A 26,467-nucleotide genomic window follows, 5' to 3' on the forward strand; every position below is an offset into this window, starting at 1 on the left:
ACGCCGCGCCGCAGGACGGCTGAGGGCCGACCGCATCGAAACGAACCGTAATCCAATGGAGATTTGCGCGTTCCGGATCAATGACCTAGAGCTTGGCCGTTTCCACAACCCGGGGTGGCGAATTGTATATCGAAAAGCTGCGCCTGCGGAACTTCCGCTGTTTCGGGGATGTGGCCGAGGAGTTCACCTTCGATCCCACCCTGACGGCGGTGGTGGGCGCCAACGGGGCCGGCAAGACGGCGATCATCACAGCCCTGATGAAGCTGTTCGGAACCCGCGCCGAGGACCGCCGGCTGACCCGCGAGGACGTGCATTTCGGACGTTTCGAGGAGCCTGGTGCGGCGCCGGACCCTGCGGCGGTTCCGGCTCCGCCGTCCGCGCCCGCGATCCCGGCGGCGGCCACCATCCCGTCTAATCTGGCCGAGCCTCTGGGCACGCCCGCCCCGCCGCCCCTGCCGTCCGGCCTCCCGGATGTGTTGAGCCCGCCGGCCCCGCCGCCCCCGCCGCCGTTGATCCCCGTCCCGGAGCGGCAGGTGGAGATCGAGGTCACCCTGGCCTTCCCCGAACTCGACCAAGAGGGCGCAGACGGGGATGCGGTCGCCGAGATCTTCAGGGCCATGTCCGCCGCCGGTCCCGGCCAGCCGCTCAAGGCCCGCATCCGGCTCGAGGCGTCGTGGAGCTATGGCGCGGACGACGACGACATCAGCACGAGAATCTACTGGATCACGACGCTCGATCCCGTGCCGTTCGGCGACAAGGACATCGCCAAACTGCCGTTCTCGGCGGCCGACCGGCGGCGTTTCGAAATGCGTTATCTGCCGGCGACGCGCGACGGCAATGCGATCCTGAAGCTGGCCCTGCGCGAACTCCTCGTCTGGCTGGAGAAGTTCGGCGACTGGAGCGGCGGGCGCGAACCCATGGCCAAGCAATGGGAGGGTCTGCAGGAGATCTTCGACACCATGCCGGCGATCAGCAAGGTGACCGGCGAACTGGCCGTCACCTGGGGCCGGCTGTTCGAAGGTCCCCATCTGAAGTCACCCCGGCTGACGATCCTCGCCCGTGAAATCCAGCGGGCCCTTCGCGAACTGTCCCTGACGCTGGGACCAGGGCCGGGCGGACGGCACCGCCCCGTTCAGGACCTCAGCGAGGGTCAGGCCTCCCTGTTCTATGTGGCCCTAGTGGTCACCCTGTTCAAACTGGACGCCGAGCTCGCAAAGACCCCGACGCCCGGGTTCCGCCAGATCGACACGGCGCGTCCCTGGTTGACGATCCTGGCTGTCGAGGAGCCGGAGAACCATCTGGCGCCCTTCTATCTGTCGCGGATGGTCAATCTGCTGAAGGAGCAGGCGGCGGGCGATGGGGTCATGGCGCTTCTGACCACCCACTCGGCCAGCGCCCTGAGGCGGGTGGGCCCCGAGCAGGTCCGATATGTCCGCCAGGATCTGACCACCCTGACCTCGTCGGTGCGCTCGATCGTGCTGCCGGACAAGACGAGCGACGCCTACAAATTCATCCAGGAGGCGGTCACCAGCCATCCGGAACTGTATTTCGCGCGCCTGGTGATCTTGGGCGAGGGCCGCTCCGAGGAGGTCGTCCTGCCCCGCATCGCCCGGGCGCTCAATCCGGACATGGAGCTGGATCCGTCATTCGTGGCCTTCGTTCCCCTGGGCGGCCGGCACGTGAACCATTTCTGGCGTCTGCTGAGCGGGCTGCAGATCCCCTATGTCACCCTGCTGGACTACGACCTTGGGCGGCATGGAGGCGGCGCGCGCCGGATGAGATACGCCGTCGAGCAGTTGCGGGAGATCAAGACCCCGGGCCTGCCCCCCCCGCAGGATCTCAAGACCTGGGACGCCTATGACGCGGCCACGCTTTCGAGCACGCGAACCTGGCTGCAGGGCCACGACGTCTTCTATTCGGCGGAACTGGACCTGGACATGATGATGCTCCAGGCCTTCCCGGTCGCTTATGGGGCGATCGCGGATGTGGATCCGGCGACGGTCGTCCCGGGGAGCTTCGGTCAAACGGTCTTCGGCAAGAGCGGAGCGGGAGTCGCGGCCTATGGGACGCCCCCTCCCCCGACCGACCTGCAACAGGCCCAGTACGCCAGCCTGTTCAAGGGAGGGAGCAAGCCCGTGTCCCATGTCGAGGCCCTGTCCCGTCTTGATGACGCTTCGATCAAATTCTTCGCGCCTGCCCCGCTGCGGGCGCTGTTCCTTCGTTGCGCAACGCTTCTGACGCCGGGAGCAGTGTGATGGCCCTGATCGCCCCGGACGCCTGGATCCCGCCCGATGGGGTCCGGCTCGATGCCGAGACCCTGGCAGCCGTGCGTAGCCGCGCCAGCGCCGTGATCGTGGCTGGGCCCGGCGCGGGCAAGACCGAGCTCCTGGCGCAGCGCGCGGCCTTTCTTCTGGCGACGGGAGACTGTCCGGCGCCGCGGCGCATCCTGGCCATCAGCTTCAAGCGCGACGCGGCCCGCAACCTGCACCAGCGCGTCGCATTGCGGGCGGGCGACGAGCTGGCCAAACGGCTCGAGAGCTATACCTTCGACGCCTTCGCCAAGAGCCTGATCGACCGTTTCGGCGCGACCCTGCCGGATTGGTGCCGCCCGGCCCGCGATTACGATATCATGTTCCCGAGCTGGCGCGATTGGGGCGAATTCGCCGATCGGGTGCGCGGCCAGGGGATCAACGAGAACGGCTCCCAGATCGAGAAACGGCACGCGACCCTGACGCTGGAGCCCGGGCCCCTTCCGATTGATTACCAGGCGGGGCAGCTGGTCAATGCCTCGGGGGTGGCGTGGTGGACAGAGAGCCTGCGTTCCACGCCGCCGCGCCTTACCTTCGGCATGATCGCGACCCTCGCGATGACGCTGTTGACCCACAATCCGCAGGTGCGGGCGGCGCTGCGGCGGACCTATTCCCATGTCTTTCTCGACGAATTCCAGGACACCACGACCCTGCAGTACGGGGTGCTGAAGGCCGCCTTCCTCGGTTCCGACGCGGTGATCACCGCGGTCGGGGACAGCAAACAAACGATCATGACGTTCGCCGGCGCGCGCACCGGGATCTTCAGCGAGTTCGCCCAGGACTTCGGGGCCGCCCCGATCGCCCTGACGAGCAATTTCCGGTCGAACGCCCGCATCGTCGAGATCGTCAACGCCATGGCCCGGCAGGTGGAGCCGGACGCCGTGGTTGTCCGCTCCGCTCGGCCGGCTGAGCCGCTCCCCGTTCCGACCGACGCCGTGCTGCGCTATCCGAGCCCGGATCATGAAGCCACCGATCTCGCGAGGTCCATCTCTCAGGAGGTGAAAGCCGGGACTCGGGCGCCGGAAGACTTCATGCTTCTAGTCCGGCAATCCGCCCCCCAGGTGGAGAAACAGCTCGCTCCCGCCTTCGCCGCCCAGGGGCTGACGCTCAGGAACGAAGCCCGATCCCTGGGCGCAATCCAGATTCAGGAGCTGATGACCGAGCCCCTGGCGGACCTAGTGATCAGCCTGATCCAGATGGGGGCCGGCGACCGCGAAGGCGCGCCCTTCCACCGCGTGAGGACGATGATCGGCGCCGTCTATGGCGACGCCGATGGTCGGCCGGCGTCGGAGGCCCGGGTTGAACGTTCGATCCGCGAGGCCGTCGCGATCGTGCGCGACAAGGTCGGCGAGCCACCCGACCCGGCCGCGCTCCGCGCGATAGTGACTGCGGTCGTGGCGGTCTTCGGCGATACGGCCGTGGCGCAACTGAGCCCGGACTACGCCCGCCCCGACCGCCTCGCCGACATCCAGTCGAGCCTTGCGGACTATCTGAAGGAATGCGCCGAGGGTGCCCCGGACTGGCTGACCTTGGTGCAGCGGTTCCGGGGCGTCGGCCAGGTCCGGCTGATGACGATCCACAAGAGCAAGGGGCTGGAGGCCCACACCGTCGTCTTCCTGCGGCTACAGGATAACGGGTTCAACGCCAACGCTGACATGTCTGAAGAGGCGTTGGCCTTCTTTGTCGCCGTGTCCAGAGCACGGGACCGGTTCTTCGTCACTACGACCAGTCTCCAGCAAGGACGAGTCCAAAGGTTGTGGGAAATGGTCAAGGCGGCCAACATACCGGATTGGCATCCCTAACGCTTCTGCCTTGCGGCGCCACAAGCCATCTAGGCGGGGCGGCGCTGATTCCCTCATCAGCCGAAGACATCACCTATCTGCTGCTGATCCTTCCGCGTGATGGCGACGAGAGCCTGGACGAATATCGACGGCGCCGGGCACAGTCTCTGGACCTGAGGATTGTCGCGGCCAAGGCCGCGCAGCCCGCGCTTCGCAAGATCATCGGAATCGGTCTGGGACAGGCCGAGGAGCGCGGCGGCGCCGAGGACCTCGCCTTTGTAGACACCCCGGGAAAACGGGTGCGCAGATGCAGGGCGGTCTCGGCCTCGTCAAACGGCTCAAGCTCGATTCGGATCGCCTCGGCCGGGGGATCGAAATCCACAACACGGTGGGTACGGCTGGTGAACACCATGCACACGCCGTCCGGCACAGGCATCCGGATCAGGTCCCGCACAAAGGACCCCGGATCGCCCTGCTCACGCGCCGCGGTCTCGGCGTTGTCGGCCGCATCGACGATCAGGCAGAGCACCGCGTCGGGGGTCAGGGCGCGGATTTGGCGGGCGGCCTGTTCCAGTCGGTGGACGAACGCCCGCATATACCCCTTGGCGTCAGCGTGGACGGTCGGAACCAGCGGATGGCACCAACCCCGAGACGCCATTTCGTTGGCGATCTGGACAAGGCCATCCTGATGCCGATGCCGGAAATCCAGAGCATTCCTGTAGAGGCCGACGCCATAGCAATCATAGAGGATCGCCGCCGATCCCTCCGGCATGGCCTGGGACAGCCGGGCGGCAAGGACGGACTTTCCGACACCCCCATCCGCATGAATGATGACGGGCGCCTTGGCGCTCATAATGGCGGCGAGGAACGCCGCCTCCTGGCGGCGGGCGATCGTTCCCTCCGGTGAGGGGATCCGCGATGGCGCGGGAAAAAGATCCGCCTCGGACGCCTTGAGCGCCCGAAGAACATCTGGCCGCAGGATCGTCGGATTGTCCTTGAAGTCCGAGGTCGCTTTTCTCGTGACCAGCTCCTTGAGCTGGACCGGAGCGTCGGCGTCAGCATCCGGGAGATAGCCGCGCACCTCCTCGCTCAGGAGGTTTCGCTGGTTCCAGACGTCGGGCGCACAGCCGTCGAGGTCCAACAGGCTAAAGAAGGCCTGGACCTGGACGCCCTTCAGTCCTGTGAATCTGACAAGGCTCTCCGCTGTCACGTCATGAGATAGCGTCTGACCTTTCGCGAGCTGTTCCACCGACGTCAGGACCGGTTTGGAGAACCGCCGGTTACTGATGAACTGGAACCGGATACGTCCGGCCGCAAATGCCGCCGGGTACTTTTTGAGGCGGCTCCGGTAGCGGGCGCCGAATGCGGCAAGGGTCTTCTTCAGCTCATCGGGCGTCCAGGAGACGTTGGCGCGGCGTGTGGAATGTTTGAGCTGAACGTAGCGGACCGCGGAAGCCGCCTCGGGCGTCTCGCTTCCATAGTAGAGGCCAACGTCGATGATCTCGTCTCCGACCAGACCGTCGGGCCCCTCCTTGTCGACGATGGAAGCGCCTTCAATCGTTACGGCTGTCAATCCGGACCCTGGGGTCAGGAACTCAAGGCATCGCCGGGCGGCCCAAGCGTAGTGAAACTGGTCCCCGTCACGACTGGCGTGAACAGGGTTACGGGCGCCCATCGGCCAACTTCCGCCTTATCTCGACCCACCGTCTCATCACATCCACACCGCGTTGGCCGAACCTCATCTCGAAGCCTACGCTCTTTCTTGGCGGCAAAGACAGACGCGGCACGAGCAACTCAGGATTGCTCAGCTTCGATGATTCCTATGCGGGAGGAAAGCCCGTGCAGGACCCGACCGCACCCCCTTCGCCTGCGCGACCGGTAAACGGGAGTAAGACCAGATGCGCCATCTGTTGCCTGCGAGCGGCCAGCCGTTGGCAGATTCGACGCCAGCGCGAGCAATCGAAGCGCGACCTTGTCGCCGTCGCCACCTGACCGCCGCCGCGCCCGGACATCCGGGCAGTACGGCGAACAGATGACGAATCACGCAGCCTGCACCCTTGCACCTACGAGCTCAAAGCAGACCTCCCGAACTTCGCCTAAGAGCCCAATGCCGACATCTGCCCATTCTTAGTCACCGCCTGAACGCCGGCATTGTTTTTGAGCGGGCAATCTCGCGATGAGTTGGGATCGCGCTCTGGGCCTTTTCGCGAATTCTTGGGCATCGGGGGATAACTGCAGACGCCATGGTGGCGGCGGCGGCCAGTTGCGACATCGAGATCTACAGCTACGAACGAGCGTGGATAGCCAGAGCGATGTCGCTTTCAAGCAGCCGTTCCTTGCGGCATGCGGCATCGCGAACGAGAAACAGACCAAGGATTGCGACGACGTGTCTCTGACGGAGTAGCCGCCAGCCGGCGGGCTAACGAACGAACGCGTAATGCCCGCTGCATTGCCGGCATGCCGATGAGACCGCCGTGCTGTGCGCCTCCTATCGCAGACGCCATCAAGCTCCTATTTCTGGAAGATGGCCATTGCGACGCTGGATGAACTCAGGGATCTGCTGCGCACTGAAGGCGTCCGAACCGCCTATGTGAAAAGACTCGCGCCGAAACAGGATAACGAGAAAAATCAGATCCTTCTGGCCAGCACCCTGGACGGTGTGACCAACCTGTTTCCTGCGCGCATTGAGGCAAGGTCAGTCAGCCAGAGCATCGCCAAACGCGGATCAGCTCCCGGCCAGCCCAAGCTTGAAGCGCTGATCGATTTCGCGTGGCTTGATGAAGGCGGCGTCCGCCACCCTGCCCGTAACACCCGTCTGATCGACTACTTCCAGTATCCGGAAGTCCGGATGTCGTCGTTTATTTCCGGTTGCGACCTCGCGCCTGACGCACTGAGAAGGGATCACCTGGCCGCCTACGGACAGCGCATCCTGGTGATGGGAACAGCCACCGACGGGCAGGTCATCGGACTCGTTCTGACCGAACGCGACGACCCTCTGGTCCCGATCTTCCCGGACCTTCCTCGCGCTTCCGCCGGCGGCCTCCTTCGGGTGCTTGTCGTCGATGGCGAGGCCGGCGTCGAGCCTGCTGAACTTCTCAGGAGGGAACTGGCGACCATCGTCCGCGGGGGATGGCATAAGTCCCGCATCAACCGCGGGGGCAACATCGTGCCGTTCGCTGGCGCACAGGGCGGTGGCTATACTCTGGAGGCTTTGCTCGGCGTCGCCGCAAACGGCGCCAAAGCGCCGGACAAGCATGGCTTTGAGATCAAGAGCTATTCCCAGTCTAGGATCAGCCTGATGACGCCGACACCTGATCTCGGTTTTCAGGGAACTCACAGCTTCCGAGAGTTCATGGCCCGCTACGGCAGACCCGGGGATGGTGACCCGGACACACGCAGGTTCACGGGCACCTACAGGAACGGCGAGATCAGCGACCGGACCGGTCTGCAGCTTACGGTTCGTGGCTATGACGCGCAGACCGACACCTTCGCCCAAGATGTCGCGGTTGAACTCGTCGAGGCCAACACGGGCGAGGTTGTTGCGGGCTGGTCACTGGAGAAGCTCGCCAACTGCTGGAACGCCAAGCACGCCAACGCCCTGTACATCGCCGTAGAGGGCCGCGATGGTGACAACGGGCTAAAGGAATACCGGTACGCGGACCGCTGGCTGCAGGGCCGCGGCACGGAGGTCGGTCGACTTGTTCGCGCCATCCATGCCGGTCTGGTATTCTACGACCCTGCAGACACGATCTACGCCGACGGTAAGCCCAAGGTCAGGTCCCAGTGGCGGATCAACACAAGGGACCTGCCACGAGCGATGGCTGTCCTTTACGCGGAGTCCTCGACCGAAATGGTCTGAGAAGTTCCGATCGACGCAGATCTGGCTTCACCGTTCAGAAACCAGGAACAGGCGTCCACCACGTCTTCCAGCGGCTGGCGTTCAGGCCCCCTCAGCGCGCATTCCCACACATCGAGAACGCGCCACCCAGCCTCGAGAAGAAGCTGACGATTACGCTCGTCCCTTGCGATGTTGCCGCCGATCTTGGTGCGCCAGAACTCAGGACGGGTGCCAGGCCACCGGAACAGATGACAGTCGTGGCCGTGCCAGAAGCAGCCGTTGATGAAGATCACGGCCTTTCGCGACGGGAACACCAGATCAGGTCGCCCCGGCAGATGGCGGTCATGCAGGCGATAGCGGAAGCCACGGGCATGAAGCGCGCGGCGGATCTGCATTTCCGGCTTCGTATCCCTGCCCCGGATGCCGGACATCATCCGGCTCCGGGTCGCAGGATCGACGATGTCAGGCAACGTCGCGCTCAGGCTCCTGCTGGGCGAGAGCCGTCATCAGATGCGGCTCCATATGCTTTGCGATCGCCTCGATAACCGGCACCACCACGGCGTTGCCGAATTGTCGATAGGCTTGGGTGTCAGAGACCCGGATTTTCATTGCCGGCCTGCCGGGCTGGTCGAAGCCCATGAGGCGGGCGCACTCACGCGGGGTCAGCCGGCGCGGGATCTTCCCCTTGCCCTGATCGATCAGAATTTCAGAGCCATCCTTGTGGTACCGCGCCGAAAGCGTGCGGGCGACGTCCTTCGGACCCACCAGTCCGAAGCCGAAGCCATTGCCCTTGAGGCGGTGTTTCTCGGCGTAGTTCTGGAGATAGGTCCAGAGATGCTGGCTCAGCGTGTACTTGGCCGCGGCGGGCCCCTGCGCCCCCTCGCTGTAGTCCTCCATCGGCGGCGTGTCATAGCCGGGGGCGCCATGCAGGATGGACGCCAGTGTCGGCTTCGCGTCAGGGATGGCCAGATCGAGCATCGAGAAGGGGGTCGGATCGCGGAAGCCTACGATGAAGATCCGCTCGCGGTGCTGTGGCGTCCACGCACGACCATCCACGACCCTGTAGCTGATGTGGTAGCCGAGCCGCTCCTGCAGCACCTCCTTGATGACCTCGAAGGTGCGCCCCTTGTCGTGGCTGGTCAGGTTCTTGACGTTCTCCAGCAGAAAGGCCGCTGGACGGTGATGGGCGATGATCCGGGCCACATCGAAGAACAGAGTACCCTGCGTTTCGTCGGCGAAGCCGTGCGCCCGGTTCAGCGAGTTCTTCTTGGACACGCCAGCCAGAGAGAAGGGCTGGCAGGGGAAGCCCGCGAGCAGGACATCGAATTCCGGAATGTCGGCCTCGGCGACATTGCGGATGTCGCCCGCGATCGGATGGGGATCGTGGGGGAAGTTGGCCTGGTAGGTGATCTGGGAATACTTGTCCCATTCACTCGTGAAGACACACCGGCCGCCAATGCTTTCAAACCCGCGGCGAAGCCCGCCAATGCCGGCGAACAGGTCGATGAAGCGGAACGCCGCCGGCTTTGAGAGATCCTCAGATGGCGCAGGCGTGTGGGCACGCAGAACTTCCAGAACGGCCTTCCTCGGCTTAGCCTCCCCGCGCTCCCAGCGATAACCTGTACGTTCGTCATACCCCGCAAGATCGGCGGCCTCTGCGACCGAAAGGCCGGCCTGAAGTCGGAGCGTACGGAAGTCGGACAAGAATCACCTCTGGGTCGATTTCCGACACCGTGGCGTCATTCAGCCCAAAGAACAAGCAGAGAACGAACTGCGCTTCACCCCGATTGTCTTGCCGTCGAGATTGATGATGAAGCGATCATCGAGAGCCTGGATTTCCACACAGCCGTAATGAATTTGCCGGTGATGATTTGCGCAAACACAGATGATGTTCTGTGGCCCGAGGGCGCCGACCGTCAGCATGGAAACCGGCATCACATGATGAGCTTCCACATATCGGCCGCCGCCTCGTTTCAGGAAGCCTTCACTCTGCAGGCCCAGCCCCTCACAGACTGAACAGCGATAGCCGTTAGCCTGTTTCACCCAGCGGCCCACTGGCCCCCGCTCGATGCCGGCGCTCAGTTGATGCCGAACGACTGGCGTCGCGTTCTCGTATTTTTTGCGAAGCGCTTCGAGCGCCTTCTCGCTATCTGCCTGCGCAAGAGTGCGCCAATCCGTCTCGTCGAGAAGGCCGGACAGGCCTTCGCCATCTTCATCGACGCCACCAGTTCCGTGCACCAACAACGTGGAAAGATCAGCCAGACGAACAATGCCCGGCGGCCTGATTCTGACGTCGAGCGCCAGCCGCTTGGTCGTGTTGCCACTTGTTCCAAGAGGGCGACCGATGGCAGCCCCTGCCCTTCCCAGGGCTTTGCGCAGTTCATCGGCGACTTCGACACTGAGCTTCAGAGGCAAATCAAACGGGGCCGGTCGGACCGCCGTATCCAGAGCTTCATCGATGTTGCGCCGTTTCGCTACGGAACTGACCACTTCGGCAGCAACCAGTTCAGCCCCGGCCTCCGCAAGACGGACAAGAAGAAGCTCAAGCGCCCGAGGATATTCCGTTCGGTTGCGTCCCTCACCGCATTCGATAATGATCCTGAAGTCCGGCGTCGCGCCGGAAACCGAGAACGCAGCCTTTAGAGCTCGACCATCATCCAGTCGAGGAGTCTGCCTGCCATCGACCGCGCCGGCAGGCTCGATCGCCTGCGCCAGGTCGTCCCGTATCCGGGAGTGACTGGCGAGATCCTGAATTTTGGCGACGAACAGCTGGTCGTCGACAACCCCCATCAGCAACTCATCATCCTGATTTAGCCAGGCGCTGATGAACTCTCTGCCGAGACGGCGCTCGCGTTTTGGATGCCCACGCGCATGATAGAACGAAGCCGTGACATTCTGCCGTGAAGCATCCCCGAGAACCCGGATAGAGCGTGGACGAGTCGGGGTGCCGTCGTCGGGTTCAAGACCCGCATGCTGCAGAACCTGCTTCTGTTCCTCAGAGGGAACATAAGCACTTTTGGCCTTGTCGTTGTAGCTGACGGTCTTGACCCCGTAGCTGTCGAACAGCGCCCCCCAATCTTCCGGCATTGGTCTCTCCCCGACGACAACTCAGAGCAGAGTACCGGACCAGGTCAGGCCGCACCACCGCAGCCGTGATGTGCAAAGAGTTGGTCAGCAGCCGCATTCTCGATAGCGGCAGGCTCGGCAGACAGCCTCCTCGGATCAGCACAATGTGCTGCGAGAGCCTTGGGGATTTAGCGCCACGAGGATAACGCCCGGCGTCGTCCACGATGAACCTCCCACAGCTTTGCCGCTATCACCTCCCGGCTAGGCCCACGCTCAGGTTGTGGTACGGTGCCGCTTTATGGGCTGAAGCCGCTACTCCTCAGGACCAATGACGGAAAATGACTTTCGCGATCTGATTGATCGCGTTTCGCGTCTGATGGGTGATACGCGTTGCGGCGACCTCGCCGACGAGGCGCTCTACACCTACTCGGATGGTGGCGAGACCTTTCTGCTTCCGCCGAAGAAGCGATTGATCGAAATGCTGGAGGCGTTCGATCGGCGCCTGACCCTGTTCGACCGAAGCCTGCTGGATAAGGCAAATTCCAGGATTGCAGATGTGGTAGGGCCCACCTGGACAGGGCGCGTGGTGGTGGAAACCGCGCGTGATGAGAGTGAAGCAGCAATCCCGTTCGTTGACCTCTCCGAAATCCCCGACCTCGGTCAGACACGCAAAACCCTGCGCTCACTTATCTACGCGCTTCAAGAGGACTCCGGCGAGCCTGAACCATGGGTGCAGGCATGAACAAGCAGGATGCAGCTGATGAGATCGAAGCGATTTTCGATCAGTTCAATGCGATCATAACCAGCTCGACCAACGCAGAGTTCGCTGCGCTATCGAAAGGTAAGTTGTTCGAACTCTACGTTCTCTCGCAGGTTCTCACCGACCTACACGATCGAGGTTGCAGTATCCGGTTCCGCGGATCCTCACTCAAATTCAAGGCTGCGCCGGGCCTCATCAAACTGAGCGATCCACATTTTGAGGTCATCCCGCCAGATGGCCGCGTTCTGAGGATATTTGTGGATATCGAGTTTTCCACCCTTGGCGCTCAACGCGGCACTTCGACCGACGACAGCTGCACCCATGAGCTGGACATCGTTCTAACCGATGCCGTCGATGGGTACCCGATCCACAGCCAGATCTGGCTTGGCGTAGAGTGCAAATCGACAGCGAAATTCAACAAAGCTCTCGTCAAGGCAGTGCTCGGCGTTCGACGGGAGCTCGGTTTTCTTAGCCGCATTCAACCATCCTGGCTGTCCGCAGTTGGCGCCGGTAACGTAACGGTGCCTGCATCCAACCCCTCAGCTGAATTCTGGCTGGCGTATCTCGATCCAAAGGGCGACGACTACCGTCAGAGCCCGGCCGCTTTTGGCATCGAGTTCCGGCATTTTGCCCTCTGACCCCTACGCCAAAACTGCGCGGAAAAAGGGAATAATCCAGAATGATGCTTCTGCTCGAAGACAGGAAGGCGAAGGCCCAGGCTCAGGCCACGCTCCAGAAGACCATCGCCGAAAACCTGACGCGACAGCGCGTACACAACATCGGATTTCCGTCCGGGAACGTGAACGAGACAATCTATTCGGACGGCGAAGGGGAACTCTGGTGCGCTTTCAGCGACGCGTCGGAGGCTACAATACCCCGGAGATGGAACGCCTTTGGGGTGTTTGAGCCAGCGCGGTATTCACAGCTGATCACGGTCGAGATCAACATCCCAACGACCAGCAACTCCGCGGCCGTTGCGGGTTTTTTCGCGGAGGATCCGGTCACCCGCCACGTCTATCTCATGCATGATGGCAGCATCGGCGGCGGTCGGAAGGGCGTCGGGCGGGCGGCGTTTCTGAACTGGTCGAAGTGGCAGCCGCGCGATGTGTCTGCGAGTGACGGCCGCCTGAGAGAGGGGATTATCATTGGCCGCGTCGACACCAGCGACCTCCCGATGCGGATCTGGGAGTTCGTCAAACAGGTCAGAAGCTTCAAGGACGCTGTGAAGAATGGTGAGGTTGTCGATGCACCACCGGCAACGCCGCCGTCCTGGGGCGATTTTCAGGATGAGGGATCTGGCCGGCGTCGAGGCACCCGCAGCTCCGACATCGACTACGTTTCCTACCATGGCGACGTGGTCCGGGCTCTCCACGACGAGCGGAAGCTGACGTGTCAGACCAATGAGGTCGTCACGAACAGCAAGCTCATCGACCTTTGCGTTCTCTCCGGCAACGCGCTGACTGAGGTCTATGAGGTGAAGACCGGCAACGACAGACAGTGCCTCTATACGGCCGTCGGGCAGCTTATGATCCATGGGCAGGGTACGAACCATACAGCCTCACGAACACTGGTGATCCCAGAGGGCCGAATTCCTGCGGACATCAGCCGCTTCATCGCGGCGGCAGGGATTACGGTCAGGCGGTTTTCGATCACGGGTGGCAAGAAGCCAAAAGTCATACTGCTGTAATAGGCCTGCTCACCGACACGTGCTGCCCGCCTGATGCTCCGCCAGCGGAAAAAACATCGGGCGTCGTGCCCGGGTAGCCATAAAGTTCGGCATCAATGCTAGCGAGACTGTCCCTGATCTCGACGAGGCGTTCAAAGCTGACATCCCGATCGAAGGTTTCGCTCGCCAGCCTGTTAGCCTCGCGTATCAGTCGTTGTCTCTGCCTGCGATCCAGTCCCATTTGCGCCTCCTGCTGCGGCCCCGTTTCGGCGACCACACATGCTCGAAGTGCGCCTGACGTCGAGCGAAACATCTCACCGGTAGCTGATCCTCAGCTCCACATCAGGAAATTGCTAGACGCCCCGCACCGTGACCTTAGCAAAGCCATCGAAGAGTGGACGCCAGATCGCGCGCATTGGGCCAACCGCCGGGACGGTTGGCCCTCGGCCGACCTGATGTCGGACGGCCTGGCGGGCTCGTAACGGGTTCGCCGCCCTCCCCGCCACCACCCTTGATCCGCCCCACACGGCGGCTTCTCCGATGGTCCCGGCGCTTGAAGGGTCCCGGTCCCCTACGTTGTCACGCGGCGACGGCGCTGCTCTCGTCGAGTGAGACGGCCGCCACAATCCCTTTCAGGCCCTCGAGAAGGTCCTGGTGTCCAAGTGAGAAAAACTGCTCGATCGCCGGTCGCGACAGGATGCGTTCGAGGAAGCCGGCAGCGACGACAAGAAGCAGCAGGTCTTCGCCGTAGGACGCCTCCAGCTCCTTATAGTCGTTGTTGGCGGTTGCCATTTCGCGCTCGAGCCGATCCATCTGCTCCGGCGACAGACCGGTCGGCTTTCTCGCTTCCTGGGGCCTTTGAAGATCGGCCGGCTTGGTCATGGCCAGCAGGGCTTTGACGTAGTTGGCGCTGTAATTGTTTGCCGAGATCATGAGCTCGGCGACTTCCAGCTGCCGGATGGGTTTCATCTTTCGCAGCTTCTGAAACGCATGGATGCCAACCGACTTATCCTTCAGCAACTCGGCGACATCGGCGTTTATGCCGTTGAGCAGGTAGCGACGGCGATGGATGGCATGCACGTCAACGCTAAGCGCCGCGGCCAGCTTTTCCTCTGAAACACCGCGCTCGATCGCGCGCACGATCATGTAGTGCTCCTGAATTACCGCCAGGCGATTGACCCGTTTGTTGTAGGTGAAGGCCTCATCGTCATCGGCGATGAGGCAGCGCGCCTCTGGCGCGCCCTGCTCCTTGAGGATGCTGAGACGCACATGGCCGTCCAATAGGGTAAAGCCGCCACCCCGGATGCGCGATATGACGAGCGGCTCGACCAGTCCGACCTCTTTCAATGAAGCGGCGATGCGCTTGTATTTGGCGGACTCAGCCACGGCCGCGGTCAGCATCTTTGAGGGGAGGATCTGGTCCAGCGCCACAACATGTACGCGCTGCTCGAAGGCGATGTGCACGTTCTCCATCAGATCCGATCCTGGCCGATCCGCGCGGCAAGCGCGGTTGGCAGTGTGTGGAAGCCTTCGGCGCGCATCAGTGCGACGAAGTGGGAGTCCGCCAGCAGGTGCTTCATGGCGTTGGTGACGAACATCAGACGCGACCGGGTCAGTGTGCCGCGCCGAGCCACCGCCTTGCGGCGCTCGGCTTCTCGTTGAAGAGAGCGGATTAGGCCGTCGCTTGTCACAGCCTTCTGCACCCGGTTGCCTGTTCGCCGGTGATGCATCCCCTTCCCGCTATTGTTCCGCTGCTCGATGATCTGGCGGATCGCGAGGACTTGGTTTCCAGGAATGGCCTTTTCCTCATAGGCTTGGGCCAAGGCCTGCTGAACCTCGCCATCCTTGGCCTTGGCGATTTCCATCGCTACGGTATGGGGCATCACGCCGCGCTCGACAGCCGAGATCAGCTTCTCCTCGCCGTTTTCAAGGAGATAGCAGATTGCGCCGATGTACTCTGGACTGAAGTCCACCTTCACGGCGATCTCGTTGTAGCTGTAACCCCTCTCCCTCAGCGAGCCGATCGCGCGTACCAGCTCCAATGGCGTGTGCTGACGACGCGCCAGGTTCTCCACCAAGCTCATGATGAAGCAGTCATCTTCAGCCGCATCGATAACGATCGCCGGAATTTCGGCCTGACCCAAGGCTATGAAGGCCTCCAGTCGGCCCTGCCCACACACCAGATCATAGCGATGCCGGCCTGGCCGCTGAGAGACAGTGATCGGCTTCTTCAGGCCAAGATGCTCGATGCTGGTGACGAGCTCCTGGAACACACGTTTGTTGCGAGCCCGCGGGTTCAACACCGTGACGGCGTCTACTCGTACCATCTGGATTTCCGGGGCGTCGGTCATGCCGCTCTGAGCTCCGTGCGACGCGTCAGATCGTAGAAGCCATCCAGGCTGTCGAAGCGGAAGGCGTCCAGAATGACGCCGTTGTCTGGCGCTAGCCGAATGCTCGGATCCATGCCGCTTTCGATCCACGGCAGAAGGTAGTAGTCGCGGATCTCCGCGTTGCCGGCCTCCATACGCACCGCGATGGTGATGTCAGGACGCAGCCCCTGGTCGAGCCTGATCTTCCATCGCAGACTTCCGGCCGCGGACTCATGGCAGCGCACGATGACGATCGAAGCGGTAAACTCCTGGTTCACCTGCAGAAGGCCGGAGCCCTCGACCTCGGTGACGGCGCCGCCCAACTCGACGATCTGCCTCATCACCTGGGCGACAATGTCGGGATGCATCGCCCGGAGCGTCCGGTTGGTCTCGATGTAGCGGAAGTCCCGCGCCGGCGAGTAGCCGATTAGCTGATACGCCCTGACCAGGCTTCCGAATCGGGAGCGGAAGGTCGCGGTCGACGCCATGCCTTCGACCTCGTCGATCACCAGGCCCGACAGCCACCCTTTCTGCTGCAACAGGGCGGAGAGCTGATTGAGGAGCTCCTCATCCGTGTAGCGGATGCTGCGCTCATGGATGATGCGCTGAGCGGCTTCGAAGAAGTCCGGCTCGACGATCGCTTCGAAGGCGCCATCTTTCCGCACCCACATGTCCGGGGTGTTCGAGACGCGCTTGGCTTTAAGTTTGAAGGAGGACCGGTTGTAGATGTTGTTGCCGATGTACTTTTCGTTGGTGAGCACCTGGTGGACAGTCGCCCTCGTCCAGGGCCGGCCCTGATCGGTAAGTACCCCCTCGGTATTCAAAGCCGTCGCAATCTCGGACTCTGATCGGCGCTGCACGACAAACATCCGATAAAGGCGCCGCACGATCTCCACCTCGACGGGCGGGCCAGGCGTCAGGATGACGCGGTCGGTCTGCAAGCTCTTTTGCTCGCCGCGGTTCAGCTCGCCCTTTGGAGCCCCATGCTCGTCCACGAGCTGACGCCGCAGGCCAAAGCCAGCCGGCCCGCCCTGCCGGAATCCGAGACTGATGAGACGGCACTGGCCGGCGAACACCTTGGTCGAGAGCTCGCGGCTGTACTCGCCCGCCATCGCCCGCTTCATGCTCTTTATAACGGTGGCGCTGAGGCTGCCGTCATTCTCAAACTGCTCAGCGCAGTAGTGAACAGAGAGGCCGGCCTCGCGGCAGATGAACTCGTAATAGGCGCTCTCGTCGGCGTCCTGAAAACGGCCCCAGCGGCTGACGTCATAGACGAGTATAGCCTTATAGTCGGCGCGCCCCGCGCGAACGTCGGCGATCAAAGCCTGCAGCGCTAGGCGGCCGTCAAGACGGAGGCCGCTTTTGCCAGCGTCCTCGTAGGTTCGAACAATTTCAAAGCCACGCCGCGCTGCGTAGGCCGTAATCGCCTCAGCTTGGTTCTCGGTCGAGTATTTCTGATGCTCGGTGGACATCCGAACATACTGAGCCGCGCGCACGCTGCTGGCGTCCTCACCCCGACTCTGACCTCGTGCCTGGTTCATGGCCCACGACAGTCCGACGCCGCTTCTACGGCACGCATCCGCCGAACTCTATTTGGACGTTGCCGTGAAAGTCGCCTCACAAGATGGACTGAAGTTTTCAGTCCAAAAAAGGAAAATCATTTCACGCCAAGGAGGTCCATGATGGAGAGCTTCCCGGAGCGCATTGCTGCCGCGATACGGGCTGAGTGGGGGTCCACCCCGTCAGCTCGCAAGGAAGTGGGGCGCATTACTCGCGCCAATGAGCGAGCCGTCCGAAACTGGTTTGAGGGCCGCAATGGTCCGAGCGCCGAAAACCTTGTGGCCCTTATCCGCCATTCGGACGCCGTCTTCGAAGCGGTTCTTGAAGCAGCAGGGCGAAGGTCCGTTCTTGGAGCCATTCGGGTCTATGCGCTCAGGGAGCGTCTAAGAACCCTTCTCGAATTCCTCGACGAACCTCCCGCTTAGCAATCGTCAAATCCAGGTCTTGAAAGCCGCCACTTCAGTGGTCGCGGATCGAATTCTTGCACCCAAAATCCAGCGGCGTCGCCCGTCCGTTCTTGGAGACTTGTTCTCGGTGGATTGTTTGCACCGCCACGCCCTCCTTTGACCGAAAACGACGGCCCTTTTTCCGGAGCGTCGCGCGTCCTATCTATCGTCCTGACCCATAAGAGGAGCGACAGACATGGCCAAAACCGAAACCGCGATCCTGGCCGGAGGCTGCTTCTGGGGCGTGCAGGACCTGCTGCGCCGCTATCCGGGCGTGCTGGAGACCCGCGTCGGCTATTCCGGCGGCGACGTGCCCAACGCCACCTATCGCAACCACGGGACCCACGCCGAGGCGATCGAGATCGTCTTCGACCCCGAAGTCATCACCTATCGCAAGCTTCTGGAGTTCTTCTTCCAGATCCACGACCCCTCGACCCTGAACCGTCAGGGCAACGACCTCGGGACCAGCTATCGCTCGGCCATCTTCTACACCTCGGACGAGCAGAAGCAGGTCGCCCTGGACACCATCGCCGACGTCGACGCCTCGGGCATCTGGCCCGGCAAGGTGGTGACCGAGGTGACCGCCGCCGGCCCCTTCTGGGAAGCCGAGCCCGAGCATCAGGACTATCTGGAGCGTCTGCCCGACGGCTACACCTGCCACTTCATCCGCCCGAACTGGACGCTTCCCGTCCGGGCCGAAGCCGCCGCCTCCTAAGGCCGGTTTGCTCCTGAAATGCAGAAAGGCCGGGGAGCCCCCTCCCCGGCCTTTCCTTTGTCTCTTGCGCAGCGCCGATCCCCTAGGCGGCCACGCAGTGCTCCGCCGTGCGGCCTGTCGAGGCGGGCGCGGTGCCGGAGCGAGACAAGGCCCAGCCCAGCTCTCCGATCAGCTGGTCCGGGCGAACGGGTTTGCCGACATGTCCCACCATGCCGGCCTCGAAATAGCGCTGGATCTGTTCGGCCTGCACGGCCGCCGTCAGGGCGATGATCGGCGTGCGGGCGTTCGGCGCCTGCATGGCGCGAATGGTCCGGGCCGCCTCCACCCCGTCCAGCACCGGCATGTTCACGTCCATCAGGATGGCGTCGTAGTGACCCTTCCGGGCCGCGCTGACCGCCTCGGCCCCATTGCCGACCACATCGACCTCGAAGTCGAGGCTGCCGAGGATGGCGGCGACCAGACCGCGCGTCGCCGCAGAATCATCCGCCAGCAGAATCCGCGTCGGCGCCGTCTCGGCCCCACGTTTGGCGGGGGTGTCCAGAGGGACCTCGAACCAGAAGGTCGAGCCCGACCCCAGCTCGCTCTCCACGCCGATGCGGCCGTCCATCAGCTCCACCAGACGGCGGGAGATGGCCAGACCCAGGCCGGTGCCACCGTACAGGCGCGTGGTCGAGGCATTGCCCTGGGTGAAGCGATCGAACAGCCGCGCGATGGCCTCCGGTGCGATCCCGACGCCGGAATCCTTCACCGAGACCCGCAGGGCGGCGCCCCTCATCTCCAGCGACAGATTGATCCGGCCGGCGGCGGTGAATTTGACGGCATTGGCGAGGAAGTTGACCACGACCTGACGCAGATGGCCCTCGTCGCCGATCAGGGTCTCCGGCACCGCATCGGCGACCCAGATGTCGAGCGCCAGCCCGGCCTTGCCGCACTGTTCCTCGACCAGCGCCGCCGCGGTTTCGGCCAGGGCGCGGGGCTGGAACGGGACGCAGTCCAGATCGACGCCCCCGGCCTCCAGCTTCGAATAGTCGAGGACGTCGTTGATCACGCCCAGCAGGGAGCGGCTGGCGACCGAGATGCGGTCGACATAGTGCCGCTCCTTCTCGGACAGGCCCTGGCCGAGCGCGAGGAAGGTCGAAAAGCCGATGACGCTGGTCAGGGGCGTCCTGAGCTCGTGGCTCATATTGGCGAGGAAGTCGGACTTGGCCTGGGAATGGGCCTCGGCCAGATCGCGGGCCTCGATCAGGGTCTGCTGGGCGCGGACCATGTCGGTGACGTCCTGGAAGACGCCGAACAGGGCCGCGACCTCTCCGTCGGGACCGCGCTCGCCTCGAAACCGGGTGCGCATGACCCGCTCTTCGCCGTCCGTGCGCACCAGCCTTATCCGGGCGTCATAACCGTCGCCCGTCCGTCTGGCCGTCTGGGCCAGACTTTGCAGGCGTTTGGCGTCCTCGGGGTGGCAGGCCGCCAGAGCGTTCTCCAGCGAGGGTTCGACCGAACCCGGCTCATAGCCGTAGATGCGAAACACCTCGTCCGACCAGGAGACGGCTCCGGAGGCGATATCGATATGCAGGTGCCCGAGACCGGCCATGGCCTCGGCCAGCTCAAGCGTTCGCCGCCGGGCCATGCTTTCGCGCTCGGAGCGATCCAGTTCGACGAGATCCGCAGCCATGACCGCGAACCGTTTGAGCGAGGCCTTCTCCCGGTCGGAAAGATCGTCGCGCGGCGTCGCGTCCATGACGCCGATGGAGCCGACCGGAGTTCCGGCGCGGTCGCAGATGGTCGCGGCGGCCAGGAACCTCAGCCCCAGCGGCCCGGTGACGAACGGATGGTTGCGGATACGCGCGTCCGAGGCGCGGCTGATCACCATCAGGGCGCCGGGCCCCTGGGCCATCATCGTCTGGGCGAGGTTGAACTCCAGCGGAATGTCGATCCCGTCCAGGCCCACGATGGTCCGGTGCAGCTCCCCGTCTTCGCCATAGATCGACACCAGGCCGATCGGCGCCGAAAACGCTTCGCACACGGCCTTGACCAGCCGGTCCATAGGGCTTTCGGACCGGGGTCCGCCGTGGAAGAGTTTCAAGGGCACGAGGGGCGCTCCTTCTGAACGAGGCCCCACGCAATGTTCACGACGAGAACAACAAGATATTACCCGCGCCGCGTGTCCCTTTGAAATTGTTGGTAAACAACACCAAAGTTAGGTGACTTCTGTCACTTTCGTCTGCAACACTGAGGTCAGGGCGCGGCCCGATGTCCACAAGACCTTGTGCCTCGCCTTGCGGCGGCCGGTCCGGCGTATTCACCACCAGTCACCTCGCCGGGCCGGTCGTTTGCCGCCTCACCCCGTCGGGCTGCCCTTGTCGAAATCCGACCAGACGTCGTCATAGTCCAGCTGCATGGTCGGGGCCTCCATGGCGTGGTCGGTCGGGCGGATGACCCAGCGGCTCTCGAACATGAAGGCCATGGTGTTCTCGATCTTGTGCGGCTTGAGGTCCGCCTCGACCGCCTTGGCGTAGCTGGCCTGATCGGGCCCGTGGCCGCTCATGCAGTTGTGCAGCGAGGCGCCGCCGGGCGCGAAGCCGCCTTCCTTGGCATCATAGGCTCCGAGGATCAGCCCCATGAACTCGCTCATGACGTTGCGGTGGAACCACGGCGGCCGGAACGTCGCCTCGGCCACCATCCAGCGCGGCGGGAAGATAACGAAGTCGCAGTTGGCCGTCCCCGGCGTGTCCGACGGGCTGGTCAGGACGGTGAAGATCGACGGATCGGGATGGTCGTAGCTGACCGTGTTGATCGTGTTGAACCGGCGCAGGTCGTAGCGATAGGGCGCCAGGTTGCCGTGCCAGGCCACCACGTCGAACGGTGAGTGATCGAGCGTCGTCGACCACAGCCCGCCCTGGAATTTCTGCACCAGCTCGACCCCGCCCTCGACGTCCTCATAGGCGGCGACCGGCGTCTCGAAGTCGCGCGGATTGGCCAGGCCGTTGGAGCCGATAGGCCCCAGGTCCGGCAGGCGGAACAGGGCGCCGTAGTTCTCGCAGACGTATCCCCTCGCCTGCGCCCCCGTCAGGGCGACGCGGATGCGGACGCCGCGCGGGATGACCGCGATCTGCTGCGGCTCAAGATCGATGATCCCGAACTCGGTGGTGATCGTCAGCCCGCCTTCCTGCGGCACGATCAGCAGCTCGCCGTCGGCGTCGAAGAAGACCCGTCCCTCCATGGAGCGGTTGCAAGCGTAGAGGTGGACGCCGATGCCGGCATTCTGGCCCACGTCGCCGTTGCCGCCATAGGTGACCAGCCCCTCGACGAAGTCCGTCGGCGCGGTCGGCATGGGCAGAGGATCCCAGCGCAGCCGGTTGGGCGTCGGCGGCCGCTCGAACGGGCCGGACTTGAGCAGGCTCCCTCCCGTCCACGGGGTGAAGGGCGGATGGTTGGCGGTGGGGCGCAGGCGGTAGAGCCAGCTGCGTTTGTTCTCATGCCGCGGGGCGGTGAAGGCCGTACCGGACAGCTGCTCGGCATAGAGGCCGAACGGCGCGCGCTGGGGCGAGTTCTGGCCCTCTGGCAGGGCGCCGGGCACGGCCTCCGATACGCCGTGATTGCCGAAGCCGGGCAGATAGGCTCGCGCGTTCGCCATTGGGTCCTCCGAGTCTTGTTTTGACGTCGGTGTAGGGCTTCAGGCGCGCCGAGTGGAGTCCCGGATCGCCAGACCGAAGGGCACGACCACGCTGGGCGGCAGATCGGCGTCCCCGGCCTTGGCCCGGATCAGCAGGCGCGAGGCCTCGGCCGTCATGGCCGCGATGGGCTGGACGATGGCGGTCAGGGGCGGATGGCTGAACTTGACGATGGGAGTGTCGTCGAAGCTGACGATGGCCAAATCCTCGGGCGACTTCAGGCCCCGGCTGGTCGCCACGCGCAGGGCCGCCAGCCCCATCTGGTCGTTGGACGCCACCAGGGCGGTCGGAGGCTCGGCCAGGGCGCAGAAGGCCTCCATCGCCGCCGTGCCGGACTCGAACGAGAAGTCGCCGCGCCCGATCAGGGCCTCGTCGATGGCGAAGCCCCGCTCCGTCATCGCCTGTTTGTAGCCATCCAGACGCGCGCCGCTGATGGCCCATTCGTCGCTGCCGGTGATGAAGCCGACGCGGGTATGGCCGAGGTCCAGCAGGTGTTCGGTCGCGGCCTTGCCCGCCGCGCGGTCGTCCATGGTGATGGCGAAGCCGGGGCCGTCGGCGACCGAGCCGATCCGTGCGAACGGCAGGCCCAGCTGGACCAGCAGGTCGATGATCAGCGGGTTGTCGGAGTGCGGCGGGGTCAGGATGACGCCGTCGGGGTGCAGGGCCGAGATCGCGCCGCGAACCTCGCGCTTGACGTGGCTAGAATGGGTGTCGACCAGTTCGAAGATCATGCGGTAGCCGTGCTCGGCGCACTCGAGCATCCCGCCCATCAGCATCTTGTCGACCCAGTCGGTGCCCTCGCCCAGACGCCAGCCCTCGATGGTCCTGTCGCGGTCGTTCAGGGCCAGCAGCAGGTACGAGCGCGAGCCGCCCATGCGCTGGGCCGCGAGACTGGGCACATAGCCGAGCTTGGCCACGGCGGCGTTGACGCGCTCGCGCACCTCGGGACGCACATTGGGCCCGTTGTTGATGACCCGCGAGACGGTCTGCAGCGAGACGCCGGCCTCGGCGGCGACGTGTTTGATCGTTACCGGGCGACGCACGCTGTTCCGTTCCCCGGCTGTCCGCTGAGTCCACTCATAAGGCCACGCTAGCCGATCCCGTCGCGCCCGTCCCGGCAAAGATCATACGAATGCCGGGCTGATCGGGTGCGCGATGGGTCAGGCCGCCATCTCCGGCGTGACCGCCGCGCAGTGTCTGGCGATGAACTCTTCCTGGGTGGGCAGATCGGCGACGACGCGCCGGAGCATTTCCCGCGCATGGTCCAGCTGCTCGGGCACATTCTCGAACGGAATGCGGTCGACCAGCGGATGATAGCTGCGCGGATGGACCCCCATCCCTTCCATCACCGACTGCCAGCTGACGGCGCGGAACAGCTCGTCCAGCCCCTCGGCGCGGGTCCCGTTGACGCGGAACAACTCGATCTTGCGCTTCAGCGAGGCCGGCGGCTCCATCGCCTTGACCTCACGCCAGAACGGCGTGTCCTCCCGCTGGGTCGTGCAGTAGTGCAGGATGACGAAGTCGCGGATCTCCTCGTAGTCGGCGATCATACGGCGATTGTACTCGGCGGCCAGGGCCGGATCGCAGTCGCGGTCGGGCAGGAAGCGGAAGAAGAAGTCCATGCCGCGGTAGATCAGGTGGATCGCCGTCGATTCCAGCGGTTCGATGAAGCCGCCCGCCAGGCCGATGCCGAGGACGTTCTTCTCCCACAGCTTCTCGCGCACACCCGTCTTGAACGGCACGATCCACGGCTTGGTGACGGGCGCGCCCTCGCACTGGGCCAGCAGGGCCGCGGTCGCCTCGTCGTCGCTCAGATGCTTGCTGGAGAAGACATAGCCGGTGCCGCTGCGGTGCTGCAGCGGGATGACCCAGCGCCAGCCGCAGTCCATGGCCTGGGCCCGGGTGACGGGCATCGGCGGGGTCTCGTTCTCGATCTGCAGGGCGACGGCGCGGTCGCACAGCAGCCAGTCCGACCAGTCGTGGAAGCCGGTCTGCATCGCCTTGCCGATCAACAGGCTGCGGAAGCCCGAGCAGTCGATGAAGAAGTCGGCATCGATGGTGCGGCCGTCCTTGAGGATCAGCTTCTCGACGAAGCCGTTCGGCAGCAGGGCGACATCCTGGACCATGCCCTCGGTCCGCTTCACCCCGCGCGCCTCGGCGTATTTGCGCAGGTAACGCGCGACCAGCTTGGCGTCGAAATGCAGCGCATAGCTGGCGCTGGCGATCGGCGTGTTCGGAGCCTTGTACGGCAGCATGAATTTGCGTTCGCGCGCCATCACCGCCGCCGGGGCGAAGTCCTGCAGCGGGCCCTCATAGCCGTTGGCCTTGGCCTTGAGCCACAGCTGGTAGAAGTCGGACAGATCGACCCGGGCGCCGAGTTCGCCGAACGGGTGGAAATAGTTCTCGCCCTTCACCCGCCAGTCGCGGAAGTCGATGCCCAGCTTGAAGGTGCCCTGGGTCTCGCGGATGAACTCCTGCTCGTTGATGCCCAGTTTGGCGATCAGCTCCAGCAGGGGCGGCACGGTCGATTCGCCTACGCCGACGGTCGAGATGTCGTCGCTTTCGACCACCTCGATGGCGCCCATCGTCCCCTTGAAATGCTCGGACATCAGGGCGGCGGCCATCCATCCGGCGGTGCCACCGCCGACGATGCAGATCTTGCGGATCGGGCGATGAGGATTGTTGGCCATAAGCGTGTCTCTCAAGCGGCTACAGGTCGGTCGAGCCGCGCCAGGAAGGCGGCGTGGCTCGGGGTGCGGGCTACGGTTTCGGCGACGGCCGCCCTCATCTGGTGAAGGCTGTGGGCGAGTTGGCCGGGGTCCAGCCCCTCGACGGCGGGATCAAGCTGTTCGGGCAGGACGCCGAAGCCGTCGTAGATAGCCAGCCAGCTGGCCGGGTGGAACATCTCCCAACGATAGCGGACGAACTGTCCCCTCGCCTTCCAGAGCTCGACCTTGCGGGCCAGGGTCTCTGGAATGGCGGCCTCGCGGCGCTCTTTCCAGAACGGCTCGTCGCGACCGTTCAGCCAGTAGTGCAGGATGATGAAGTCGCGGGTGCGCTCCATCTCGCGCGCGGACTGATCGTTGAACTCGTCGATGATCGAGGGCGCGAAGGTCTTGTCCGGGAACAGGGATTTGAGCCGTTCGATGCCGTTCTCGATCAGGGCGATGCTGGTGCTTTCCAGCGGCTCGAGGAAGCCGGCGGACAGGCCGATGGAGACACAGTTCTTGACCCAGGCCCGGTCGCGGCGACCGGGTCGGAAGCCGATGCGGCGTGGCTCCATCAAGGGCTTGCCCATCAGATTGGGCATAAGGGCGTCCAGGGCCTGCTGGTCGGTCATGTGGGCGCTGGAGAAGACCAGGCCGTTGCCGGCGCGGTGGCGCAGCGGAATGCCCCACTGCCAGCCCGCCGCATGGGCGGTGACCTGGGTATAGGGATGGGGCTCCATTCCCGGGGCGTTCTCGCTCTGCACCGCGAAGGCGGCGTCGCAGGCCAGCCACTGACCCCAGTCCTCATAGGCCGAGCCCATGGCCTCGCCGATCAGCAGGCCGCGGAAGCCCGAGCAGTCGACGAACAGATCGCCCTGGACCTCACGCCCGTCGCCCAGGGTGAGCGCCCGGACAAAGCCGTCCTCAGGCCGCAGCTGGACGTCGGTGATGCGGGCGTCGATGCGCTGGACGCCCGACGCCTCGGCGTAGCGCCGCAGATGCTGGGCGAACAGGGAGGCGTCCAGATGCAGAGCCCAGTCGAACACCGACAGAGAAGACGGCGGCGTCGGCGACGGCTCGATGAACTTGCCGCCGAACGCCAGGGACGCGCCGAGCGAATAGGCCGCCAACGGCGTCTGGTCGCCGGTCTGGCGCTGCTTTGCCCAATAATTATGGAAGCCCACCCCGCGCAGGTCCTGTCCGTACAGGCCGAAGGGGTGGATGAAGTCGGAACCCTGCCCGCTCCAGCCGGTGAAGCGGATGCCCAGTTTGCAGCTGGCCTGGGTCGCCGTCATCACGTCCGCGTCGGTCATGCCGAGCTGGGCATAGAAGCGGCGGATGGTCGGGATGGTCGCCTCGCCGACGCCGATCGTGCCGATCTCGGACGACTCCACCACGGTGATGCGCACGCCTGTGTGGCGCAGGTGCTGGATCAGGGCCGCAGCCGTCATCCAGCCCGCGGTTCCGCCGCCGACGATCACCACCTGACGGATGGCGTTCGGGGGAAGTCTGTCGCCGGACGCTGTGTCCATGGCCGTTTCCTCGCCTGTCTGACGCAAGCTGATCCTGGAGGATTAC

The 26,467-nt window shown here is 64.1% G+C and carries 19 protein-coding genes; 7 read left to right on the top strand and 12 right to left on the bottom strand.

What is annotated here, in order from left to right:
* Window positions 1-122: 122 nt before the first annotated feature.
* Together AC07U0_RS12355 and AC07U0_RS12360 are read left to right on the top strand one after the other, a co-directional pair.
* Window positions 123-2,255 carry an ATP-dependent nuclease gene (locus AC07U0_RS12355; protein ID WP_494720313.1) on the top strand — a complete coding sequence of 711 codons (2,133 nt, stop codon included), beginning with the start codon at window positions 123-125 and terminating at the stop codon, window positions 2,253-2,255.
* A complete protein-coding gene (locus AC07U0_RS12360; RefSeq protein ID WP_494720314.1) occupies window positions 2,255-4,111 on the top strand; it encodes a UvrD-helicase domain-containing protein in 1,857 nt (618 codons plus the stop codon). Before AC07U0_RS12355 ends, AC07U0_RS12360 begins: the two co-directional genes overlap by 1 nt.
* Before the next feature lie 73 nt (window positions 4,112-4,184).
* Here the strand turns inward: AC07U0_RS12360 and AC07U0_RS12365 are convergent, their stop codons facing one another.
* A complete protein-coding gene (locus AC07U0_RS12365) occupies window positions 4,185-5,765 on the bottom strand; it encodes an NACHT domain-containing protein (protein WP_494720315.1) in 1,581 nt (526 codons plus the stop codon).
* Between the two features lie 849 nt (window positions 5,766-6,614).
* Between AC07U0_RS12365 and AC07U0_RS12370 the strand changes: the two genes are divergently transcribed.
* Window positions 6,615-7,949 carry an MvaI/BcnI family restriction endonuclease gene (locus tag AC07U0_RS12370; RefSeq protein WP_494720316.1) on the top strand — a complete coding sequence of 445 codons (1,335 nt, stop codon included), beginning with the start codon at window positions 6,615-6,617 and terminating at the stop codon, window positions 7,947-7,949.
* Here AC07U0_RS12370 and AC07U0_RS12375 read toward each other — a convergent pair.
* Genes AC07U0_RS12375 through AC07U0_RS12385 form a run of 3 tightly spaced genes read right to left on the bottom strand, consistent with a single transcriptional unit; the run spans window position 7,919 to window position 11,015 of the window.
* Complete coding sequence (locus tag AC07U0_RS12375; protein WP_494720317.1) at window positions 7,919-8,398, bottom strand: very short patch repair endonuclease; 480 nt, start codon at window positions 8,396-8,398, stop codon at window positions 7,919-7,921. The two genes, AC07U0_RS12370 and AC07U0_RS12375, sit on opposite strands and share 31 nt — an antisense overlap.
* Complete coding sequence (dcm, locus tag AC07U0_RS12380; RefSeq protein WP_494720318.1) at window positions 8,391-9,632, bottom strand: DNA (cytosine-5-)-methyltransferase; 1,242 nt, start codon at window positions 9,630-9,632, stop codon at window positions 8,391-8,393. Before dcm ends, AC07U0_RS12375 begins: the two co-directional genes overlap by 8 nt.
* Window positions 9,633-9,671: 39 nt before the next feature.
* Window positions 9,672-11,015: an HNH endonuclease gene (locus tag AC07U0_RS12385; RefSeq protein WP_494720319.1), complete on the bottom strand. Its 1,344-nt coding sequence runs from the start codon at window positions 11,013-11,015 to the stop codon at window positions 9,672-9,674.
* Between the two features lie 307 nt (window positions 11,016-11,322).
* Between AC07U0_RS12385 and AC07U0_RS12390 the strand changes: the two genes are divergently transcribed.
* From AC07U0_RS12390 to AC07U0_RS12400, 3 genes are read left to right on the top strand one after another with little or no spacing between them, the layout of a single operon-like run.
* On the top strand, window positions 11,323-11,736 hold the full coding sequence (locus AC07U0_RS12390; RefSeq protein ID WP_494720320.1) for a hypothetical protein: 414 nt from the start codon (window positions 11,323-11,325) through the stop codon (window positions 11,734-11,736).
* Window positions 11,733-12,392 (top strand): hypothetical protein, encoded by a 660-nt coding sequence (locus AC07U0_RS12395; protein WP_494720321.1) that lies wholly within the window; start codon window positions 11,733-11,735, stop codon window positions 12,390-12,392. Before AC07U0_RS12390 ends, AC07U0_RS12395 begins: the two co-directional genes overlap by 4 nt.
* Before the next feature lie 41 nt (window positions 12,393-12,433).
* Window positions 12,434-13,441 carry a hypothetical protein gene (locus tag AC07U0_RS12400; protein ID WP_494720322.1) on the top strand — a complete coding sequence of 336 codons (1,008 nt, stop codon included), beginning with the start codon at window positions 12,434-12,436 and terminating at the stop codon, window positions 13,439-13,441.
* Window positions 13,442-13,999: 558 nt separating this feature from the next.
* On the opposite strand, the gene AC07U0_RS12405 is transcribed toward AC07U0_RS12400, so the two are convergent.
* The 3 genes from AC07U0_RS12405 to AC07U0_RS12415 are packed head-to-tail and all read right to left on the bottom strand — an operon-like array spanning window position 14,000 to window position 17,330.
* Window positions 14,000-14,893: a plasmid partitioning protein RepB C-terminal domain-containing protein gene (locus AC07U0_RS12405; protein WP_494720323.1), complete on the bottom strand. Its 894-nt coding sequence runs from the start codon at window positions 14,891-14,893 to the stop codon at window positions 14,000-14,002.
* The gene (locus AC07U0_RS12410) at window positions 14,893-15,771 is read right to left on the bottom strand and encodes a plasmid partitioning protein RepB C-terminal domain-containing protein (RefSeq protein WP_494720324.1); all 879 of its coding nucleotides are present in this window, start codon (window positions 15,769-15,771) and stop codon (window positions 14,893-14,895) included. Before AC07U0_RS12410 ends, AC07U0_RS12405 begins: the two co-directional genes overlap by 1 nt.
* Window positions 15,768-17,330: a recombinase family protein gene (locus AC07U0_RS12415; RefSeq protein WP_494720325.1), complete on the bottom strand. Its 1,563-nt coding sequence runs from the start codon at window positions 17,328-17,330 to the stop codon at window positions 15,768-15,770. Before AC07U0_RS12415 ends, AC07U0_RS12410 begins: the two co-directional genes overlap by 4 nt.
* 661 nt (window positions 17,331-17,991) lie before the next feature.
* On the opposite strand from AC07U0_RS12415, the gene msrA reads away from it, so the two are divergent.
* On the top strand, window positions 17,992-18,510 hold the full coding sequence (gene msrA / locus AC07U0_RS12420; protein ID WP_494720326.1) for a peptide-methionine (S)-S-oxide reductase MsrA: 519 nt from the start codon (window positions 17,992-17,994) through the stop codon (window positions 18,508-18,510).
* Window positions 18,511-18,592: 82 nt separating this feature from the next.
* Here the strand turns inward: msrA and AC07U0_RS12425 are convergent, their stop codons facing one another.
* From AC07U0_RS12425 to AC07U0_RS12445, 5 genes are all read right to left on the bottom strand, one after another.
* Window positions 18,593-20,599, bottom strand: coding sequence for an ATP-binding protein (locus AC07U0_RS12425; RefSeq protein ID WP_494720327.1), 2,007 nt, complete (start codon window positions 20,597-20,599; stop codon window positions 18,593-18,595).
* Window positions 20,600-20,848: 249 nt separating this feature from the next.
* Entirely contained in the window at window positions 20,849-22,144 is a 1,296-nt protein-coding gene (gene hmgA / locus AC07U0_RS12430; RefSeq protein ID WP_494720328.1) for a homogentisate 1,2-dioxygenase, read from the bottom strand.
* 39 nt (window positions 22,145-22,183) lie between these two features.
* A complete protein-coding gene (locus AC07U0_RS12435) occupies window positions 22,184-23,224 on the bottom strand; it encodes a LacI family DNA-binding transcriptional regulator (protein WP_494720329.1) in 1,041 nt (346 codons plus the stop codon).
* A 117-nt stretch (window positions 23,225-23,341) separates the two neighbouring features.
* On the bottom strand, window positions 23,342-24,871 hold the full coding sequence (locus AC07U0_RS12440) for a tryptophan halogenase family protein (protein WP_494720330.1): 1,530 nt from the start codon (window positions 24,869-24,871) through the stop codon (window positions 23,342-23,344).
* A gap of 11 nt (window positions 24,872-24,882) precedes the next feature.
* Window positions 24,883-26,421 (bottom strand): tryptophan halogenase family protein, encoded by a 1,539-nt coding sequence (locus AC07U0_RS12445; RefSeq protein WP_494720331.1) that lies wholly within the window; start codon window positions 26,419-26,421, stop codon window positions 24,883-24,885.
* Between the last annotated feature and the right edge of the window lie 46 nt (window positions 26,422-26,467).

It is taken from the genome of Brevundimonas sp. GW821-FHT02A10, from assembly GCF_059422025.1.

Bases quoted from the DNA above. Each gene is read 5' to 3' on its own strand.
- AC07U0_RS12360 (WP_494720314.1), top strand. From the start codon at position 2,255: ATGGCCCTGATCGCCCCGGACGCCTGGATCCCGCCCGATGGGGTCCGG.
- AC07U0_RS12365 (WP_494720315.1), bottom strand. From the start codon at position 5,765: ATGGGCGCCCGTAACCCTGTTCACGCCAGTCGTGACGGGGACCAGTTT.
- AC07U0_RS12370 (WP_494720316.1), top strand. From the start codon at position 6,615: ATGGCCATTGCGACGCTGGATGAACTCAGGGATCTGCTGCGCACTGAA.
- AC07U0_RS12385 (WP_494720319.1), bottom strand. From the start codon at position 11,015: ATGCCGGAAGATTGGGGGGCGCTGTTCGACAGCTACGGGGTCAAGACC.
- AC07U0_RS12390 (WP_494720320.1), top strand. From the start codon at position 11,323: ATGACGGAAAATGACTTTCGCGATCTGATTGATCGCGTTTCGCGTCTG.
- AC07U0_RS12395 (WP_494720321.1), top strand. From the start codon at position 11,733: ATGAACAAGCAGGATGCAGCTGATGAGATCGAAGCGATTTTCGATCAG.
- AC07U0_RS12400 (WP_494720322.1), top strand. From the start codon at position 12,434: ATGATGCTTCTGCTCGAAGACAGGAAGGCGAAGGCCCAGGCTCAGGCC.
- AC07U0_RS12405 (WP_494720323.1), bottom strand. From the start codon at position 14,893: ATGGAGAACGTGCACATCGCCTTCGAGCAGCGCGTACATGTTGTGGCG.
- AC07U0_RS12410 (WP_494720324.1), bottom strand. From the start codon at position 15,771: ATGACCGACGCCCCGGAAATCCAGATGGTACGAGTAGACGCCGTCACG.
- AC07U0_RS12415 (WP_494720325.1), bottom strand. From the start codon at position 17,330: ATGAACCAGGCACGAGGTCAGAGTCGGGGTGAGGACGCCAGCAGCGTG.
- msrA (WP_494720326.1), top strand. From the start codon at position 17,992: ATGGCCAAAACCGAAACCGCGATCCTGGCCGGAGGCTGCTTCTGGGGC.
- hmgA (WP_494720328.1), bottom strand. From the start codon at position 22,144: ATGGCGAACGCGCGAGCCTATCTGCCCGGCTTCGGCAATCACGGCGTA.
- AC07U0_RS12440 (WP_494720330.1), bottom strand. From the start codon at position 24,871: ATGGCCAACAATCCTCATCGCCCGATCCGCAAGATCTGCATCGTCGGC.
- AC07U0_RS12445 (WP_494720331.1), bottom strand. From the start codon at position 26,421: ATGGACACAGCGTCCGGCGACAGACTTCCCCCGAACGCCATCCGTCAG.